Origin of the sequence: Serratia sp. BNK-10 (assembly GCF_047456065.1) — a bacterium.
GTDB classification, from domain to species: Bacteria; Pseudomonadota; Gammaproteobacteria; order Enterobacterales; family Enterobacteriaceae; genus Serratia; species Serratia ureilytica.
The window spans coordinates 2,762,068-2,775,814 of sequence record NZ_CP179894.1; the positions used below are offsets into that span (position 1 = coordinate 2,762,068).

The window sequence follows — 13,747 nt, forward strand, 5'->3', positions numbered from 1 at the left end:
AAGCATTATGAATTTTTCTGGGGTGAAGCGGCGGGAAAAACGCGATTCAGCCGGCCGCCGCCAGCCCCCGGATAAGTTTGGCTAAGGTTTTTATCGCCTCTTCAAAGCGGTCATTCCATTCAAATGAGGCGTTGAGACGGAAGCAGTGGTTGAAATGGTCGCCGGTGGTGAACATGCGCCCCGGCGCGATGCTGATGCCCCGTGCGAGTGCGCGCCGGTACAGCTCCATCGACGACAGCGCCGGATCGAGTTCCAGCCACAGGAAATACCCGCCGTCAGGCTGACTGACTTTCACCGTCGGCGGGAAATGGTGGGCGATCGCCTGACGCATTGCGCTTTGGCGCTGGGCCAGCAGGCGTCGCAGCCGCCGCAGATGGGTGTCGTAGCCGCCGTGCAGCAGATAATCCGCCAGCGCCATCTGGGTCGGCACGCTGGTGGAAACGGTGCTCATCAGCTGCAAACGCTGGATCTGTTGCGCATAACGCCCCGCCGCCACCCAGCCGACGCGAAAGCCCGGCGCCAGACATTTGGAAAATGACGAGCAGTGCAGGATCTGGCCGCCGCTGTCGAGCGCCTTCGCCGGCAGCGGCCGTTCGGCGCTGAAGTACAGCTCACCGTAGACGTCGTCTTCGATCAGCGAGATCTGCCGTTCGCGCAGCAGCGCCACCAGACGCTGCTTGTTGGCCTCCGGCAGGGTGGCGCCCTGCGGGTTCTGGAAGTGGGTCATCAGCCAGCAGGCTTTGATCGGATACTGCTCCACCGCCTGCTGCAACGCGTCCAGATCGATACCGTCCTGCGGATGCGTGGCGATCGCCACCGCCTTCAGCCGCAGCCGTTCCAGCGCCTGCAGCGCGCCGTAAAACGCCGGCGACTCGATCGCCACATAGTCGCCCGGTTGGGTCACCGCCTGCAGGCTGAGGCTGAGCGACTCCATCGCCCCGGCGGTGATGACGATCTCGTCCGGCGCGACCTGCATGCCGCTCAGCGCATAGCGTTGGGCAATGTGCCGTCGCAGCGCGTCGTTGCCCGGCGGCAGGTTGACCAGCGAACTGTGCGGCGTGAACTTGCGCGCTACGCTGCTCAGCGCCCGCGCCAGCTTCGGCTGGGCGAACAGCGTGGCGTCGGGAAACGCCGAACCGAAAGGCACGATGTCCGGATCCTTGCAGGCCTGCAGCACGTCGAAAATAAAGGCGTTGATGTCCACCTGTTCGCTCAGCAGCAGTTTCTCGCCGCGCGAAGGCTGCGGCAGCGGCTGCGGGCGCGCCGCCACATAGTAGCCCGACTGCGGCCGGGCGACGATCCACCCCTGGCTCTCCAGCAGTTGATAAGACTGCACCACCGTCATCAGGCTCAATCCGGCGCGTTTGCCGCTCTCGCGCAGCGAAGGCAGCTTGTCGCCCGCCCGCCACACCCGGTTCTGGATCTGTTCTCTAATCTGCTGCGCAAGCTGCTCGTATCGGGTCATAACCATTAACTGTTATATGAAAAAGTAAAATAACTGTCACTATTATAGGAACTGTACTCCGTGCTTAACTTAACGCCAAGCATTTCACATAAAAATGACAGCTATACTCAAGAGGTTAATTTATGTTCAACCCTAGGAGGCGCCATGCTGGGTCTTGATGCACTGGAACTTGCCAGAATACAGTTCGCCTTCACCGTGTCTTTCCATATCATTTTCCCCGCCATCACCATCGGTTTAGCCAGCTATCTGGCGGTGCTGGAAGGATTATGGTTGAAAACGCACAATGAAGCCTATCGTGAGCTTTATCACTTCTGGTCAAAGATTTTCGCCGTTAACTTCGGCATGGGCGTGGTATCCGGGCTGGTGATGGCTTACCAGTTCGGCACCAACTGGAGCTTCTTCTCCGAGTTCGCCGGCAGCATTACCGGGCCGCTGCTGACTTATGAAGTGCTGACCGCCTTCTTCCTCGAAGCCGGTTTCCTCGGCGTGATGCTGTTCGGCTGGAACCGCGTCGGCCCCGGCCTGCACTTCTTCGCCACCTGCATGGTGGCGCTCGGCACGCTGATCTCCACCTTCTGGATCCTGGCCTCCAACAGCTGGATGCAGACCCCGCAAGGGCATGAAATCATCAATGGCCAGGTGGTGCCGGTTGACTGGCTGAAGGTCATCTTCAACCCGTCCTTCCCGTATCGCCTGCTGCACATGTCCACCGCCGCCTTCCTCTCCTCGGCGTTCTTCGTCGGCGCGTCCGCCGCCTGGCATCTGCTGCGCGGCCGCGACACGCCGGCGATGCGCAAGATGCTGTCGATGGCGATGTGGATGGCGCTGATCGTCGCGCCGGTGCAGGCGCTGATCGGCGATGCGCACGGCCTGAATACGCTGAAACATCAGCCGGCGAAGATCGCCGCCATCGAAGGCCACTGGGAAAACCCGCCGGGCGAAGCCACGCCGCTCATCCTGGTCGGTTGGCCGGACATGCAGCGTGAAGAGACCCGCTTCAAGCTGGAAGTGCCCTATCTCGGCAGCCTGATCCTGACGCACAGCCTGACCGAGCAGGTGCCGGCGCTCAAATCGTTCCCGCCGGAAGATCGCCCCAACTCCACCGTGGTGTTCTGGTCGTTCCGCATCATGGTCGGGCTGGGCATGCTGATGATCCTGGCCGGGGTGTGGAGCCTGTGGCTGCGCTGGCGCGGCGGGCTCTATCAGTCGCGTCCGTTCCTGTATTTCATCCTGTGGATGGGCCCTTCCGGGCTGCTGGCGCTGCTGGCGGGCTGGTTCACCACCGAGATAGGCCGCCAGCCGTGGGTGGTGTACGGCCTGCTGCGCACCAAGGATGCGGTGTCCGCGCACGGCGATCTGCACATGAGCATCAGCCTGCTGGCGTTCATCATCGTCTACTGCTCGGTGTTCGGCGTGGGCTACTCCTACATGATGCGCCTGATCCGCAAAGGGCCGCAGCCGCATGAACACCAAGAAGACAATACCGAGGGCCGCCCGGCGCGTCCGCTGTCCGCGGTCAACGACACTCTGGACGACAGGAGCTGAACATGGGTATCGATCTTCCGCTGATTTGGTTTGTGATCATCGTGTTCAGCACCATGATGTACGTGGTGATGGACGGTTTCGATTTGGGCATCGGCATTCTGTTTCCGTGGGTGAAGGCGAGTGACGACCGCGATCTGATGATGAACACCGTCGCCCCGGTGTGGGACGGCAATGAGACCTGGCTGGTGCTGGGCGGCGCGGCGCTGTTTGGCGCCTTCCCGCTGGCCTACTCGGTGATCCTCGACGCGCTGGCGATCCCGCTGACGCTGATGCTGATCGGGCTGATTTTCCGCGGCGTGGCCTTCGAGTTTCGCTTCAAAGCGACGCCGGAGAAGCGCCATATCTGGGACAAGGCGTTCATCTGGGGCTCTCTCTTCGCCACCTTCAGCCAGGGTGTGGTGGTGGGCGCCGTGATCAACGGCTTCCCGGTAGAAGGCCGCACCTACGCCGGCGGCGCGCTGGACTGGCTGACGCCGTTCGCGCTGTTCTGCGGGCTGGGGCTGGTGGTGACCTACGCCCTGCTCGGCTGTACCTGGCTGGTGATGAAAACCGCCGGTGACCTGCAGGCGCGCATGTATCACCTGGCGACACCGCTGCTGGCCATCCTGCTGCTGGTGCTGGCTGCGGTCAGCATCTGGACGCCGATCGCGCATCCCGAAATCGCCGCGCGCTGGTTTACGCTGCCGAACCTGTTCTGGCTGCTGCCGGTGCCGGTACTGGTGCTGCTCAGCGCCTGGGGGATCCAGCGTGGGGTGAAACGCGGCGCGCACTACTCGCCGTTCATGCTGACGCTGCTGCTGGTGTTCCTCGGCCTGAGCGGGCTTGGCATCAGCATCTGGCCGCACCTGATCCCGCCGGCCATCAGCCTGTGGGACGCCGCCGCGCCGCCGCAGAGCCTCGGCTTTATGCTGGTCGGCGCGCTGTTCATCATCCCAATCATTCTGGTCTACACCTTCTGGAGCTACTACGTGTTCCGCGGCAAGATCAGCCATGAACACGGCTATCACTGAGGAAGGAGGACGCTATGCAAGATAAAACGGCAGCCGCCGCTCCAGCACCCTGGTGGAAACGCATCGGTTGGCTGGTGATCATCTGGAGCGCCAGCGTGCTGGGGCTGTTCGTGGTTGCCTCGCTGTTCCGCCTGCTGATGACTGCGGCGGGCATGAAGTCACATTGACGTGACGCCTTATCTGGACGCGCTGTTGGGAAAGTAAAAAGAGACCACCAGCGTGACCAGCGGCAAGGCGCCGATCTTCACCAGCTCAAACACCTGATTCAGCGCTTCGTTTTTGTCCCAATACGCGTGGGCGGCGAATACGCCCACGCTGACCGCGAATATCCCGCACAGCACCTGGCGTGCCAGGCGCAGCCGCTCCATTTCGTCGAAGACCAACACCTGCTCCAGATAAACCTGGCTGGCCTCATCGCGCAGATTACGGCTTTCGATGTTCATGGGAAGATCTCCACGACCCGCCCCACCGCTTCAAGCTGTTCGCCATTCTCTCGTACGATGCCAAGAGACGTACCATCCTGTTTCATCCAGTACTTATCGGCAATGGTAATCAGTGCAAACGCCATTTTGATTACCTCGGTTTTTTCCATCCCGTGACGTCGGGCGATATCGTTCAGATCATCATCAATTTTGTTGGATAACCGAATCGGCAAGCTGCGCATACTCCACCTCCTGTGGTCGTTGATTCACCGAGGGAAAGTCTACTGGAACGCCAAATGTCGTTCAATTAGTGAACTGCGTAACACCTCGCACAATTCGCATGCAACGCTAGTGCGGCTTGCGGCCCATCGCGCTGAGGAAGCGTTGCTGCAGACGCAACAGCTCCTCCAGCTCCAGCAGGCGGTAGTCGATGCCGAAACGCGGCGCCACCTCGCCGATAATGCGGCTCAACGCCGGGTAATGACGGTGGCTCCAGTGCGGAAACAGATGATGCGTCAAATGCAGATTCGCCCCGCCCAGCCAATAGCCCAGCCAGCGCGGCCGGGTCTGCCAGTCGAACGTGGTGGCGAACACATGGTGATACCAACCGTGCGGCATCGCGCCCTGCGCCGGTGCCTGATAGAAGTTGGCCTTGGCCCAGTGGGTGCCGATGATCAACATCACGAACAGCAATGAAGAAAGCATCTGGCTCAGCAAATAGACCAGCAGAATTTGCCCAATGCCGATAGCCGGCGGCAACAGCCAACATGGGATCGCCAGCGCCAGCAGCAGGTGCGCCGCCTTCCCCGCCAGAAACCCGATCCAGCCGCGTACGCCCTGCTGCGCCATGCGCGCCGCCACGCGGGTGCGGCCCGCCCTGTCCAACCAATCGAACAGCCAGATGTAGTACGGAAAAGTCAGCGCCGCCACCAACGGCCAATAGTAACGCTGCGCGCGCATAAAGGGCCGCCAGCGCTGGAACGGCGTTTGCCGCAGCACGCCATTGGCGTCGATGTCGGGGTCGTAATGTTCGATATTGTTATGGGCATGGTGAAACAGCACGTGGCGCACGCGCCAGCAGTCGGGATCCAGCCCCAGCGGCACGCTCACCAGTGCGTTCAGCCAGCGGTTGGCCCAGGGGCGGCGGAAAAACGCGTTGTGCGAGGCGTCGTGCACCACGTTCACCGTCAGGAACATGCCGATAAAGATAAAGCCGAAATAACAAGCGAAAAACGCCCAGCCGTTTTGCTGCTGCAGGCTCAACCCGTAACACAGGCCGCACAGCGCCAGCAGCAGCGCGACCTTCGCCAGCATGCCGCCGTCGGCGAAGCGGTGATCGCCGTTGGCCGCCAGATAATGCTGTGCGGCCTGCATCAGCGCGCGGTGCAACCCGTTATCGTCGCGCCGATAGGCTAACGGACGCAGCGGTTTCATGGCTGTCCCATCCGGCGTAAGAAACGCTGTTGTTGCGCTAGCAGTTCGCGATAGCCGATGCAGCGGTACGCCATGCCGTGCCGCTGCGCGACCTCCGCCACCGCGGCAGCCAGGGCCGGATAGTGGCGATGATTCCAGCCGGGAAACAGGTGATGGGTCAGGTGATAGTTCAGCCCGCCGGTCAGATGCTCCAGCCAGCGCGGTTCGGGCTGCCAGTCGCAGGCGGTGGCGAAATTGTGCCGATACCAGCCTTGCGGCATGCTGTCGCCCGTCGGCGCCGGGTAAAACTCGGCCTGCGCCCAATGGGTGCCCAGCAGCAAGAACACCACCAGCAGCGAGGCGCACATCTGGCTGAGCGCGTAAGCCAGCAACACCCAGCCCCAGCCGATGCCGTGCACGTGGCCCACGACCAGCGGCGCCACCAGCACCAGCACCAGATGCGCGAGCTTGCACAGCACGAACAGCGCCCAACCGCCGCGCCCCGCCAGCACGCGTTTTTCCCGCAGCGGCGTTTTATCGAGCCGATCGGACCAATCGAAAATCCAGGCGATATAGGGCAGCGAGAGCGCGGCGATCAGCGGCCAGTACAGATGCTGATAGCGCATATGGGGCCGCCAGCGCTGGAACGGTGTCTGGCGGAAAAAGCCGTTCTCTTCGGTATCCAGATCGTAATGTTCGACGTTGGCGTAAACGTGGTGGTAATCCACATGCCGCGTGCGCCAGTAGTCCGGATCGACGCCCAGCGGCAGCGTCACCAACCGCCCCACCAGCCGATTGGCCCAGGGCGCACGCAGGAAAGCGTTATGCGAAGCATCGTGGTTGACGTTGACATTGAGCAGCATGCCCATGGTCACGAACAGGAAATAGCAGAGGAAAAACGCCCAGGGCTGATGCTGCAGCAGGCTCAGCGCGTAAAACCCGACGCACAACGCCAGCAACAGCGCGGCCTTGGCCAATCGCGCGGCATCGGCATAGCGATGATCGCCCGCCAGACAGGCGTGGGCCGCGCGCTTAAGATCGCGGTGGAAGGCCTGTTCGCCATCGACGGGAAAACGCAGCGGCGGCAATGATTCAGCCATGCGGTTCCTCCACGGCGGCCGGTGCGGCTACTCTTCCCCAGCCCAACGCGACGCACAGGGCATGCAACGCCACGGCGGCCATGGCGATATGCCAATAGCGCTGCGGCCAACCGAGATAGCCGATAAACAGCAGCGGCATGCCCAGCGCGATCAGCAGCCAGAGGGCGCTCGCCCACCGCCGCCCTTCCGTCATGCCGCCCAGCGCCACCGATCCCAACGCCAGCAGCGCCAACAGCAACATTTGCGGCCAGCTGATGTCGCTATAGCCGTAACCGTATTGGTAGACGTAACCGACCACCAGCGAGAACAACAGCATGGCGCCGCTGAAAACGCTGAACGCCGAACGGCGGTCGCGTGGCCGGCCCGGCGCCGGGCGCCATGCCAGGCGCAAATAGCGCAGGAACGGCAGATTGCTCGCCCAGAATGGGTTGGCGGACGGCCTGTCGCCGCCGACGCCATAGCTGAACGGCGTGCTCGGCAATGCCGGGCAAAAGGTGCCGAACAGCTTGTCCCAGAAGATAAAGCTGCCGCCGAAATTCTTATTGGAATACGCCATGTCCTTGACGTGATGCACCCGGTGATGCGCCGGCGTGACCAGGATGTTTTCCAGCACGCCGAGCTTCGGCGTCAGCGCATTGTGGTTAAACAGCTGAATGCTGTAATGAAAAATAGAGACCGCAACGAACACCGACAGCGGCACCCCCGCCAGCGCCAGCAGCAAAAAGAACGGGATCGACGTCAGCGACGAATACCAGGAGTTGCGCACCCCCAGCGACAGATTAAAGTGCTCGCCCTGATGGTGCACCACGTGCACCGCCCACAGCAGGCGGAAACGATGGTGCAGACGGTGCAGCCAGTAGAAACCGAAGTCCCACGCCAGCAGGGCGAACAGCCACATCAGCAGCGGCGGCCAGGCATCCAGCAGCCCCAGGCTGAAATGCGCGGCCACGTAGCCGTAGCAGGTGATCTCCAACCCGCGGAACAACCACAGCATGATATGGCCGGAATTCAGGTTGAACACCAGATCGTGCCAGTTGACCGGATCGCGACGCCCCCACTGCAGCGCCACCGCCTCGGCCACCACGATGAACAGCATGAACACTATCGGCAATGCCAGATCGCTCATCCCATTTCTCCTTTAACGACGCGCCTGCGCAGGGTTTTCATGCGCAGGGCCAGCCAGCCGGCGAACAGCGCCAGCAGCGCGCCGCCGGCCAAATCGACAAACAAATGCCGACGCAGTTGCAGAATCGAGAACGCGATCGCCACGCCCCACAGCATCCACAGCGCCGTGCGCACTTTGCGCTCGCCGTCGCTCAGCGCCCACACCGCCAGCACCGTCAGCGCCATATGCAACGAAGGCAGGCAGTTTTGCGGCGAGTCCACCCGGGTTAACGCCGCCAGCAGTTGCGCGCTGATCCCGACGCCATCGTTCTGCGGATAGGCCATGGTGGTCGGCCACAGCAGATAAACCGCCCCGGCGCCCAGCGCGGTCAGCTGCATCGCCAGCGTCAGCCATTTGATCCGCGGCAGCGGCGCCAGCAGATAGCCCGCCGGGACGATGAGGAAGAACGACAGATAGAGCCAGATGGCCGTGGGGCTGAACGGGATCGCCCGATCAAGCGCCGACGGCGGCAACAGGGTTCCCGCCCCCTGCAGGCGATCGGTCAGGCTATACACCACGCCGACCGTGCCCCATCCCAGCAGCATGTGCCATAGCCTGAACAGTGCGCTTTTCATGCCGCCTCCGCCCGGCGCACGATGCGCCGCCGCTTGCGATCGAACTGCGGCAGCACCGCTTGCGCCGTCAACCGCCATTCGAGGCGATCGGTGGCGATGCCCTGACGAGCGAACAGCGCCATCAGCTGCGCCTGACAGTGCGCCAACGCCGCCGGGCTGCAATCGGCAATCAGCTCCAACCGCCGTTCGCCATGCTGGATCAGGCGGTAATCGCTGGTCAGCGGCAACGCATTGGCGATCGTTCGGCTACAGGCATCGGCGAACACCGCCTGCGGTTGCCGCTGCGCATCGGGCAGCATCAGCTGATCGTCGCGCCGCCCCTCGATACGGGCGATCGCCCGCGTCGGTTGCCCGCATGGGCAGGGTTCCTTGCGCAGCACCAATACATCGTCCAGCCGATAGCGCACGATCGGCTGCGTACTGCGGGTAAAATCGGTGATCAGCGGCGTGAAGCGCAGTTCGTCGATCCACTGCGGCTCGATATGCAAAAACTCCTCGTTCAGGTGCAAGGTGCCGTGCGCGCAGGTGGCGGCGAGGAACCCCTCGGTAGCCTGATACACTTCGCCGACCGCCGGAAACACCTGCTGCAGCAGGCAGCGATCCTGTTCTTCAAGCACCTCGGCGACCGAGATCACTTTTTTGACCGACAGCGTCACCTGCCCGGCCAGCACCGCCAACGCCAATGCGCGCAGCACCTGCGCCGGGGCTACGATGATGCTGGGCGCCTGCCGTTCCAATGCCGGCAAATGGCCGCTGAACGGCGCGAGCAAATCGTAAAACGCCAGGCTCAGCCAACGGTTGTTCACGCTGTGATAGAGATTATTGTCCGCGCGCAGAAACAGTGCGACGCGCTCGCCCGCCGACAGCCCGTCCGGCAGCATTTTCGCCAACATGCCGCCGGCCCACACCTGCTGTTCCCGCGGGCTGACGACAAACACGCCGCGCTGCCCGGAAGTGCCGGACGACAATCCGACGCTGTAGCGCCCGATCTTCGGCGTGAAATCGCGATCCGCCTCGCTGCGCTGCGCGCAGGCCAACACCGCATCGCGCCGCAGCCCGGCGGTGTTCATGCGGTCGAACTGCGCCATCATCAGCGCCTTGTCCATCTGCGGCCATTCGGCGAACGGCCGGCGGCTGAAGCCTTGAAAATAGGGACTCTTGCTCAGCACCCGGCGGGCAAACCCCTCAAGCTGTCGGGCCTGATGCGCCTCCAGCGCCGCACGATCGCCAAAGCGCAGGCGCCGGGCGCGGAAATAGTGCCAAAGGGTCATGAAGGGGATCACAGGTCCCCCTCGTGGCACAGCAAAATGTTGACCTGGCCGCCCGCCCACAGCTGGTTGAGCCGCTCCAGGGTGCGGGTGTAAGCCGCCGCGTCGTCCATCACCAGATTGGCCAGGCGCGAAGGCCCGCGCAGCGTCTGGTAACTCTGCGGCGACCAGGCGGCGTCGCTGGCCAGCAGTGTCCAGCCGGCGTCGGTGAGAATAAAGGCGCCGATATGGCCGGCCGCATGCCCCGGCAACGGCACCAGCACGATCTGCCCTTCACTGCCCGGCAGCGCGTAACCGCGATCGAACGGCGCCAACAGCGCGGGCAACGCCACCGCAGGAAAAGACTCCATAAACTGCAGACGGCTCTCGAAATCCGCCGGGATCAGGCCGGGAATAAAGGCGCGCTTCAGCGCCGCGAAACCGCGCAGCCCACGGGTTTGCTGCCAGCCCTCGCCGGAGCAAATAAAGTCGAGTTGGCTGAAATCCTGCAGCCCGGCGATGTGATCGGCGTGAAAATGCGAGACGATCAGCGCCTGAATATCCCCCTCGGCATAACCGGCTTCGCGCAGCTGATGCGCCAACGACTCGGCCGGATCGAAATAGACCGGCGTCATGCGGCGGTAAAGGCTGAACAGCCCCGACTGCGTGTGCTGCTGAAAATAACGCGCGTAGCCGGTATCCCACAGCCAGCGGCGCTCCCCCACCTCCAGCAGATAGGCGCGCGCCGGGAATTTGCACACCCGGAATCCGGCGCCGCGCAGCGCCATGCAGCCGATATGCGTGCAATAGCCCACTTCAAACACGGTGACCTTAGCCATGCTGTCCGCCTCCTTGCCGCCGCAGCCACTCGCCGGTCAGACGAATGCCCTCTTCCATCGAATAACGCGGCCAGTAACCCAGCTCTTCGATCGCACGGGTCTGGCTCAGCGTCATGTCAAAATGCACCGCCGCCACGCTGTAGCGCGTCAACAGCGGTTCCTTGCCGCTCAGCGCCGCCCACAGCTCCATGCCGCCGGCCAGCGTATGCAGCAGCGGATAGGACACGGCCTGCAGCCGGTAACTCAGCCCCAGTTCCTGACGCAGCAACGCATCCAGCATCTCCGCCAGCCGCTGCGGTTGGTGGTTGGTGATGTTGTACACGGCGCCGGACGGCAATCCGCGCTGCCGGCTGGCCAGATCCATCGCGTGCACCACGTTGGGGGCGAAGGTCAGATCCAGCAGCGCTTGTCCGCCGCCGGGCAATCTCAATACCCCGCGGTCGCGTTCGAGCTGGTGCAACAGCCGCGGCACGATCACCCGATCGTGCGGGCCAAACAGGCCGCGCGGCCGCAGCAAAATGTAGGTGGTTTGCGGATAGATCTTCGCCTGCGCCAACAGGCGTTGTTCGGCCGCATACTTGCTGGCGGCATAGTGATTGGCGAAGCGCCGGGCGCGGTAACCCTCGTCAAGATCGTAATGCGGCTGAAAATCGAAGTAGATTGCCGGCGTGGAGATATGCACGAAGCGCCGCACGCCGCAGCGCCCGGCCGCCTCCGCCAGCTTCTCCGTCGCCGCGGCGTTGATGCGGTGAAACTCCGCTTTGCCGCCCCAGGGCGAAGACTTGGCCGCGCAGTGCCAGACCCACTCGCAGTCGGTCACCAGCTCCCGACACTGCTGCGGCGTGGCCTGCGCCAGATCGAGCGCGCAAAACTCGGCGCCCAGCCGACGCAGCGTTGCGCCGGCCCGTTCATCGCGGCCGGTGGCGCGCACCTGATGTCCGGCCTCCAGCAACCACTGCGCCGCGTTGCGTCCCAGCCCGCTGGTCGCCCCGGTGACCAGCACCCTCATGGCAGCAACACCATGCCGGCCAGCGCCAGCCCGGCGGCGGTGCCGATCAGCATCACCGGCTGACCGGGATTGAAGCGCCCGGTGGTCACGGCGGCATGCAGCGCCGTCGGGATAGACGCCGCCACCTGATTACCATGATGGCGGTAGATATCGACCAGCGCCTCGCTGGAGACGTGCAGCCGTTTGCGCATATGTTCGAGCGACAGATGGCTGGCCTGATGCGGCACCACGGTGGCGATCTGCGCCAGGGTCAGGCCGCTGGCGCTCAACAGCCGATCGAGGTAACCCTCAATCAGCGCCGAGGCCTGGCGGAACAGCGGCTTGCCCTGCATATGAAACAGGAAGTCTTGCTCACACATGCCGGCGCGCGGGTTGCGACGCGTGCCGCCGGCGCGGATCTCGCACAGTTCGCTGCCGGCGGGGTAGGTTTCCACCAGGCTGGCGAGGATGCCGCTGGCGCCGTCGCCGCGCTCCACAATGGCGCAGGCCGCACCGTCGCCGAAGATCAGCGACGACTCTTCGTGCTGCCAGTCGATGCCGCGTGAAGCGAGATCCGCCGAGACGATGGCGATGCGTCGATACGTCCCGGCGTTCAGCAGCCCCGCCGCCACCTGCAGCGCAGAGATAAAGCTGACGCAACTGCTGTTGATGTCGAAGCCCGGCGTGCCCGGCGCCAGCCCCGCCACCTTGAGAATGTGCGCGGCGGTGCACGGCAGCGCCTGCACCGAAATCGCCGAGGCGGAGATCAGCAGATCGATCGAGTCCGCCGGCATGGCGCGGCGAGCCAGCGCATCTTGCAGCGCGGCGGCGGCGAGTTCGGCCTGGCTGGCATCGTCGGCGGCGTGATAGCGGTAAACGATGCCCGAGCGTTTTTCAACGTAGCCGGCCGGTTTCCCCAGCCGAGCGTCGAGCGCAGAGGACGCCACGCGGTTAGGCGGCAACGCGGCCCCGGTGGCGATGATTTTCAGAGGCAGCAGCTCGGGTGAACGTAATTGTGTGGTCATTATTGTTATTGATTAACCTGACTATCCATAAAGCGATTCTCCCGTAGGGCACGAAGGCCACACGGATCATCCCCGGTTTTTATGTCCCAAAATGCCTTTCATCAAGGCGGTATCTCTTGTTATCGGCTACCACAGGCCGACGTCCGTCGGCGGAAGCATAAACGTAACATAACTGAGATAGTGAGTTTACGACAAGGCGACGAGAATGGGCAGACGGCGGGAGAATTATCGGAATAGCGCCGCCGCTGGCGATCGGCGGCGGCGGGGTCAGGCTCAGCGGCGGTTGCGCACCAGCTGGTAACGGCGGGTCAGGTACTCTACCGGCGCACTCCAGATATGCACCAGGCGGCAGAACGGGAACAGCACGAACAGCGTCATGCCCAGCACCATATGCAGCTTGAAGATCAGCGCCACGCCTTCCAGGTGCGCAGAAGCGCCGGCGTGGAAGGTCACGACCGCCTGCGCCCAGGCCACCAGCTTCATCATTTCGCTGCCGTCCATATGCTGGGCGGAGAACGGAATGGTCAGCAACCCCAGGCACACCTGCACCACCAGCAATGTCAGGATCAGGATGTCGGCGACGCTGCTGGTGGCGCGCACCCGCGGGTTGGTCAACCGGCGCTTCAGCAGCAGCGCGCCGCCGATCAGCGTCATCAGGCCGCAGGCGCCGCCGGCGATCATCGCCAGCTTCTGCTTCACGTCGATCGGCAGGAAGGCCTCATACATCCAGTGCGGCGTCAGCATGCCGAGGAAGTGGCCCGCGAAGATGCCGATAATGCCGATGTGGAACAGGTTGGACGCCAGCCGCATGCCCTTTTTATCCAGCATCTGGCTGGAGCCGGCGCGCCAGCTGTACTGCCCGTAGTCGTAGCGCAGCCAGCTGCCGATCAGGAACACCGCGCCGGCCAGATAAGGGTAGATGTCGAAGAAGAACTGATTCAAAAATTGCATAA

15 protein-coding genes are annotated in these 13,747 nt (G+C 63.3%); 3 read left to right on the forward strand and 12 right to left on the reverse strand.

The features are described 5' to 3' along the window. Positions 1 to 46 precede the first annotated feature (46 nt). Positions 47 to 1,465, reverse strand: a complete 1,419-nt coding sequence (locus ACMGG9_RS13475; RefSeq protein ID WP_042784770.1) for a PLP-dependent aminotransferase family protein — start codon at positions 1,463 to 1,465, stop codon at positions 47 to 49. A 144-nt stretch (positions 1,466 to 1,609) separates the two neighbouring features. Between ACMGG9_RS13475 and ACMGG9_RS13480 the strand changes: the two genes are divergently transcribed. From ACMGG9_RS13480 to ACMGG9_RS13490, 3 genes are read left to right on the forward strand one after another with little or no spacing between them, the layout of a single operon-like run. Continuing rightward, a complete protein-coding gene (locus ACMGG9_RS13480; RefSeq protein WP_004934615.1) occupies positions 1,610 to 3,010 on the forward strand; it encodes a cytochrome ubiquinol oxidase subunit I in 1,401 nt (466 codons plus the stop codon). A gap of 2 nt (positions 3,011 to 3,012) precedes the next feature. Beyond that, positions 3,013 to 4,020, forward strand: coding sequence for a cytochrome d ubiquinol oxidase subunit II (gene cydB / locus ACMGG9_RS13485; RefSeq protein WP_063918510.1), 1,008 nt, complete (start codon positions 3,013 to 3,015; stop codon positions 4,018 to 4,020). A 14-nt stretch (positions 4,021 to 4,034) separates the two neighbouring features. After that, entirely contained in the window at positions 4,035 to 4,187 is a 153-nt protein-coding gene (locus ACMGG9_RS13490) for a DUF2474 domain-containing protein (protein WP_004934619.1), read from the forward strand. A gap of 9 nt (positions 4,188 to 4,196) precedes the next feature. Here ACMGG9_RS13490 and ACMGG9_RS13495 read toward each other — a convergent pair whose 3' ends face one another. From ACMGG9_RS13495 to narI, 11 genes are all read right to left on the reverse strand, one after another. Beyond that, entirely contained in the window at positions 4,197 to 4,463 is a 267-nt protein-coding gene (locus tag ACMGG9_RS13495; protein WP_164106970.1) for a hypothetical protein, read from the reverse strand. Beyond that, positions 4,460 to 4,684, reverse strand: a complete 225-nt coding sequence (locus ACMGG9_RS13500; RefSeq protein WP_033640066.1) for a hypothetical protein — start codon at positions 4,682 to 4,684, stop codon at positions 4,460 to 4,462. Before ACMGG9_RS13500 ends, ACMGG9_RS13495 begins: the two co-directional genes overlap by 4 nt. 106 nt (positions 4,685 to 4,790) lie before the next feature. After that, a complete protein-coding gene (locus ACMGG9_RS13505; RefSeq protein WP_164106969.1) occupies positions 4,791 to 5,876 on the reverse strand; it encodes an acyl-CoA desaturase in 1,086 nt (361 codons plus the stop codon). Then, positions 5,873 to 6,955 carry a fatty acid desaturase family protein gene (locus ACMGG9_RS13510; RefSeq protein WP_414161480.1) on the reverse strand — a complete coding sequence of 361 codons (1,083 nt, stop codon included), beginning with the start codon at positions 6,953 to 6,955 and terminating at the stop codon, positions 5,873 to 5,875. Before ACMGG9_RS13510 ends, ACMGG9_RS13505 begins: the two co-directional genes overlap by 4 nt. Further along, positions 6,948 to 8,081 (reverse strand): sterol desaturase family protein, encoded by a 1,134-nt coding sequence (locus tag ACMGG9_RS13515; protein WP_414161481.1) that lies wholly within the window; start codon positions 8,079 to 8,081, stop codon positions 6,948 to 6,950. The genes ACMGG9_RS13510 and ACMGG9_RS13515 overlap by 8 nt, the downstream gene beginning before the upstream one ends. After that, complete coding sequence (locus ACMGG9_RS13520; protein WP_033650909.1) at positions 8,078 to 8,695, reverse strand: phosphatase PAP2 family protein; 618 nt, start codon at positions 8,693 to 8,695, stop codon at positions 8,078 to 8,080. The genes ACMGG9_RS13515 and ACMGG9_RS13520 overlap by 4 nt, the downstream gene beginning before the upstream one ends. Beyond that, on the reverse strand, positions 8,692 to 9,978 hold the full coding sequence (locus tag ACMGG9_RS13525) for a F390 synthetase-related protein (protein WP_354620109.1): 1,287 nt from the start codon (positions 9,976 to 9,978) through the stop codon (positions 8,692 to 8,694). Before ACMGG9_RS13525 ends, ACMGG9_RS13520 begins: the two co-directional genes overlap by 4 nt. Then, complete coding sequence (locus ACMGG9_RS13530) at positions 9,975 to 10,781, reverse strand: MBL fold metallo-hydrolase (protein WP_033643422.1); 807 nt, start codon at positions 10,779 to 10,781, stop codon at positions 9,975 to 9,977. The genes ACMGG9_RS13525 and ACMGG9_RS13530 overlap by 4 nt, the downstream gene beginning before the upstream one ends. Then, entirely contained in the window at positions 10,774 to 11,790 is a 1,017-nt protein-coding gene (locus tag ACMGG9_RS13535) for an NAD-dependent epimerase/dehydratase family protein (protein ID WP_414161482.1), read from the reverse strand. Before ACMGG9_RS13535 ends, ACMGG9_RS13530 begins: the two co-directional genes overlap by 8 nt. After that, entirely contained in the window at positions 11,787 to 12,794 is a 1,008-nt protein-coding gene (locus ACMGG9_RS13540) for a 3-oxoacyl-[acyl-carrier-protein] synthase III C-terminal domain-containing protein (protein WP_069100988.1), read from the reverse strand. The genes ACMGG9_RS13535 and ACMGG9_RS13540 overlap by 4 nt, the downstream gene beginning before the upstream one ends. A gap of 273 nt (positions 12,795 to 13,067) precedes the next feature. Continuing rightward, the gene (gene narI, locus ACMGG9_RS13545) at positions 13,068 to 13,745 is read right to left on the reverse strand and encodes a respiratory nitrate reductase subunit gamma (protein ID WP_033643426.1); all 678 of its coding nucleotides are present in this window, start codon (positions 13,743 to 13,745) and stop codon (positions 13,068 to 13,070) included. Positions 13,746 to 13,747: the final 2 nt, after the last annotated feature.

Excerpts from the sequence above, each read along its gene's own strand:
- ACMGG9_RS13475 (WP_042784770.1), bottom strand. The coding sequence starts at position 1,465 with ATGACCCGATACGAGCAGCTTGCGCAGCAGATTAGAGAACAGATCCAG.
- ACMGG9_RS13480 (WP_004934615.1), top strand. The coding sequence starts at position 1,610 with ATGCTGGGTCTTGATGCACTGGAACTTGCCAGAATACAGTTCGCCTTC.
- cydB (WP_063918510.1), top strand. The coding sequence starts at position 3,013 with ATGGGTATCGATCTTCCGCTGATTTGGTTTGTGATCATCGTGTTCAGC.
- ACMGG9_RS13490 (WP_004934619.1), top strand. The coding sequence starts at position 4,035 with ATGCAAGATAAAACGGCAGCCGCCGCTCCAGCACCCTGGTGGAAACGC.
- ACMGG9_RS13495 (WP_164106970.1), bottom strand. The coding sequence starts at position 4,463 with ATGAACATCGAAAGCCGTAATCTGCGCGATGAGGCCAGCCAGGTTTAT.
- ACMGG9_RS13500 (WP_033640066.1), bottom strand. The coding sequence starts at position 4,684 with ATGCGCAGCTTGCCGATTCGGTTATCCAACAAAATTGATGATGATCTG.
- ACMGG9_RS13505 (WP_164106969.1), bottom strand. The coding sequence starts at position 5,876 with ATGAAACCGCTGCGTCCGTTAGCCTATCGGCGCGACGATAACGGGTTG.
- ACMGG9_RS13510 (WP_414161480.1), bottom strand. The coding sequence starts at position 6,955 with ATGGCTGAATCATTGCCGCCGCTGCGTTTTCCCGTCGATGGCGAACAG.
- ACMGG9_RS13515 (WP_414161481.1), bottom strand. The coding sequence starts at position 8,081 with ATGAGCGATCTGGCATTGCCGATAGTGTTCATGCTGTTCATCGTGGTG.
- ACMGG9_RS13520 (WP_033650909.1), bottom strand. The coding sequence starts at position 8,695 with ATGAAAAGCGCACTGTTCAGGCTATGGCACATGCTGCTGGGATGGGGC.
- ACMGG9_RS13530 (WP_033643422.1), bottom strand. The coding sequence starts at position 10,781 with ATGGCTAAGGTCACCGTGTTTGAAGTGGGCTATTGCACGCATATCGGC.
- ACMGG9_RS13535 (WP_414161482.1), bottom strand. The coding sequence starts at position 11,790 with ATGAGGGTGCTGGTCACCGGGGCGACCAGCGGGCTGGGACGCAACGCG.
- ACMGG9_RS13540 (WP_069100988.1), bottom strand. The coding sequence starts at position 12,794 with ATGACCACACAATTACGTTCACCCGAGCTGCTGCCTCTGAAAATCATC.
- narI (WP_033643426.1), bottom strand. The coding sequence starts at position 13,745 with ATGCAATTTTTGAATCAGTTCTTCTTCGACATCTACCCTTATCTGGCC.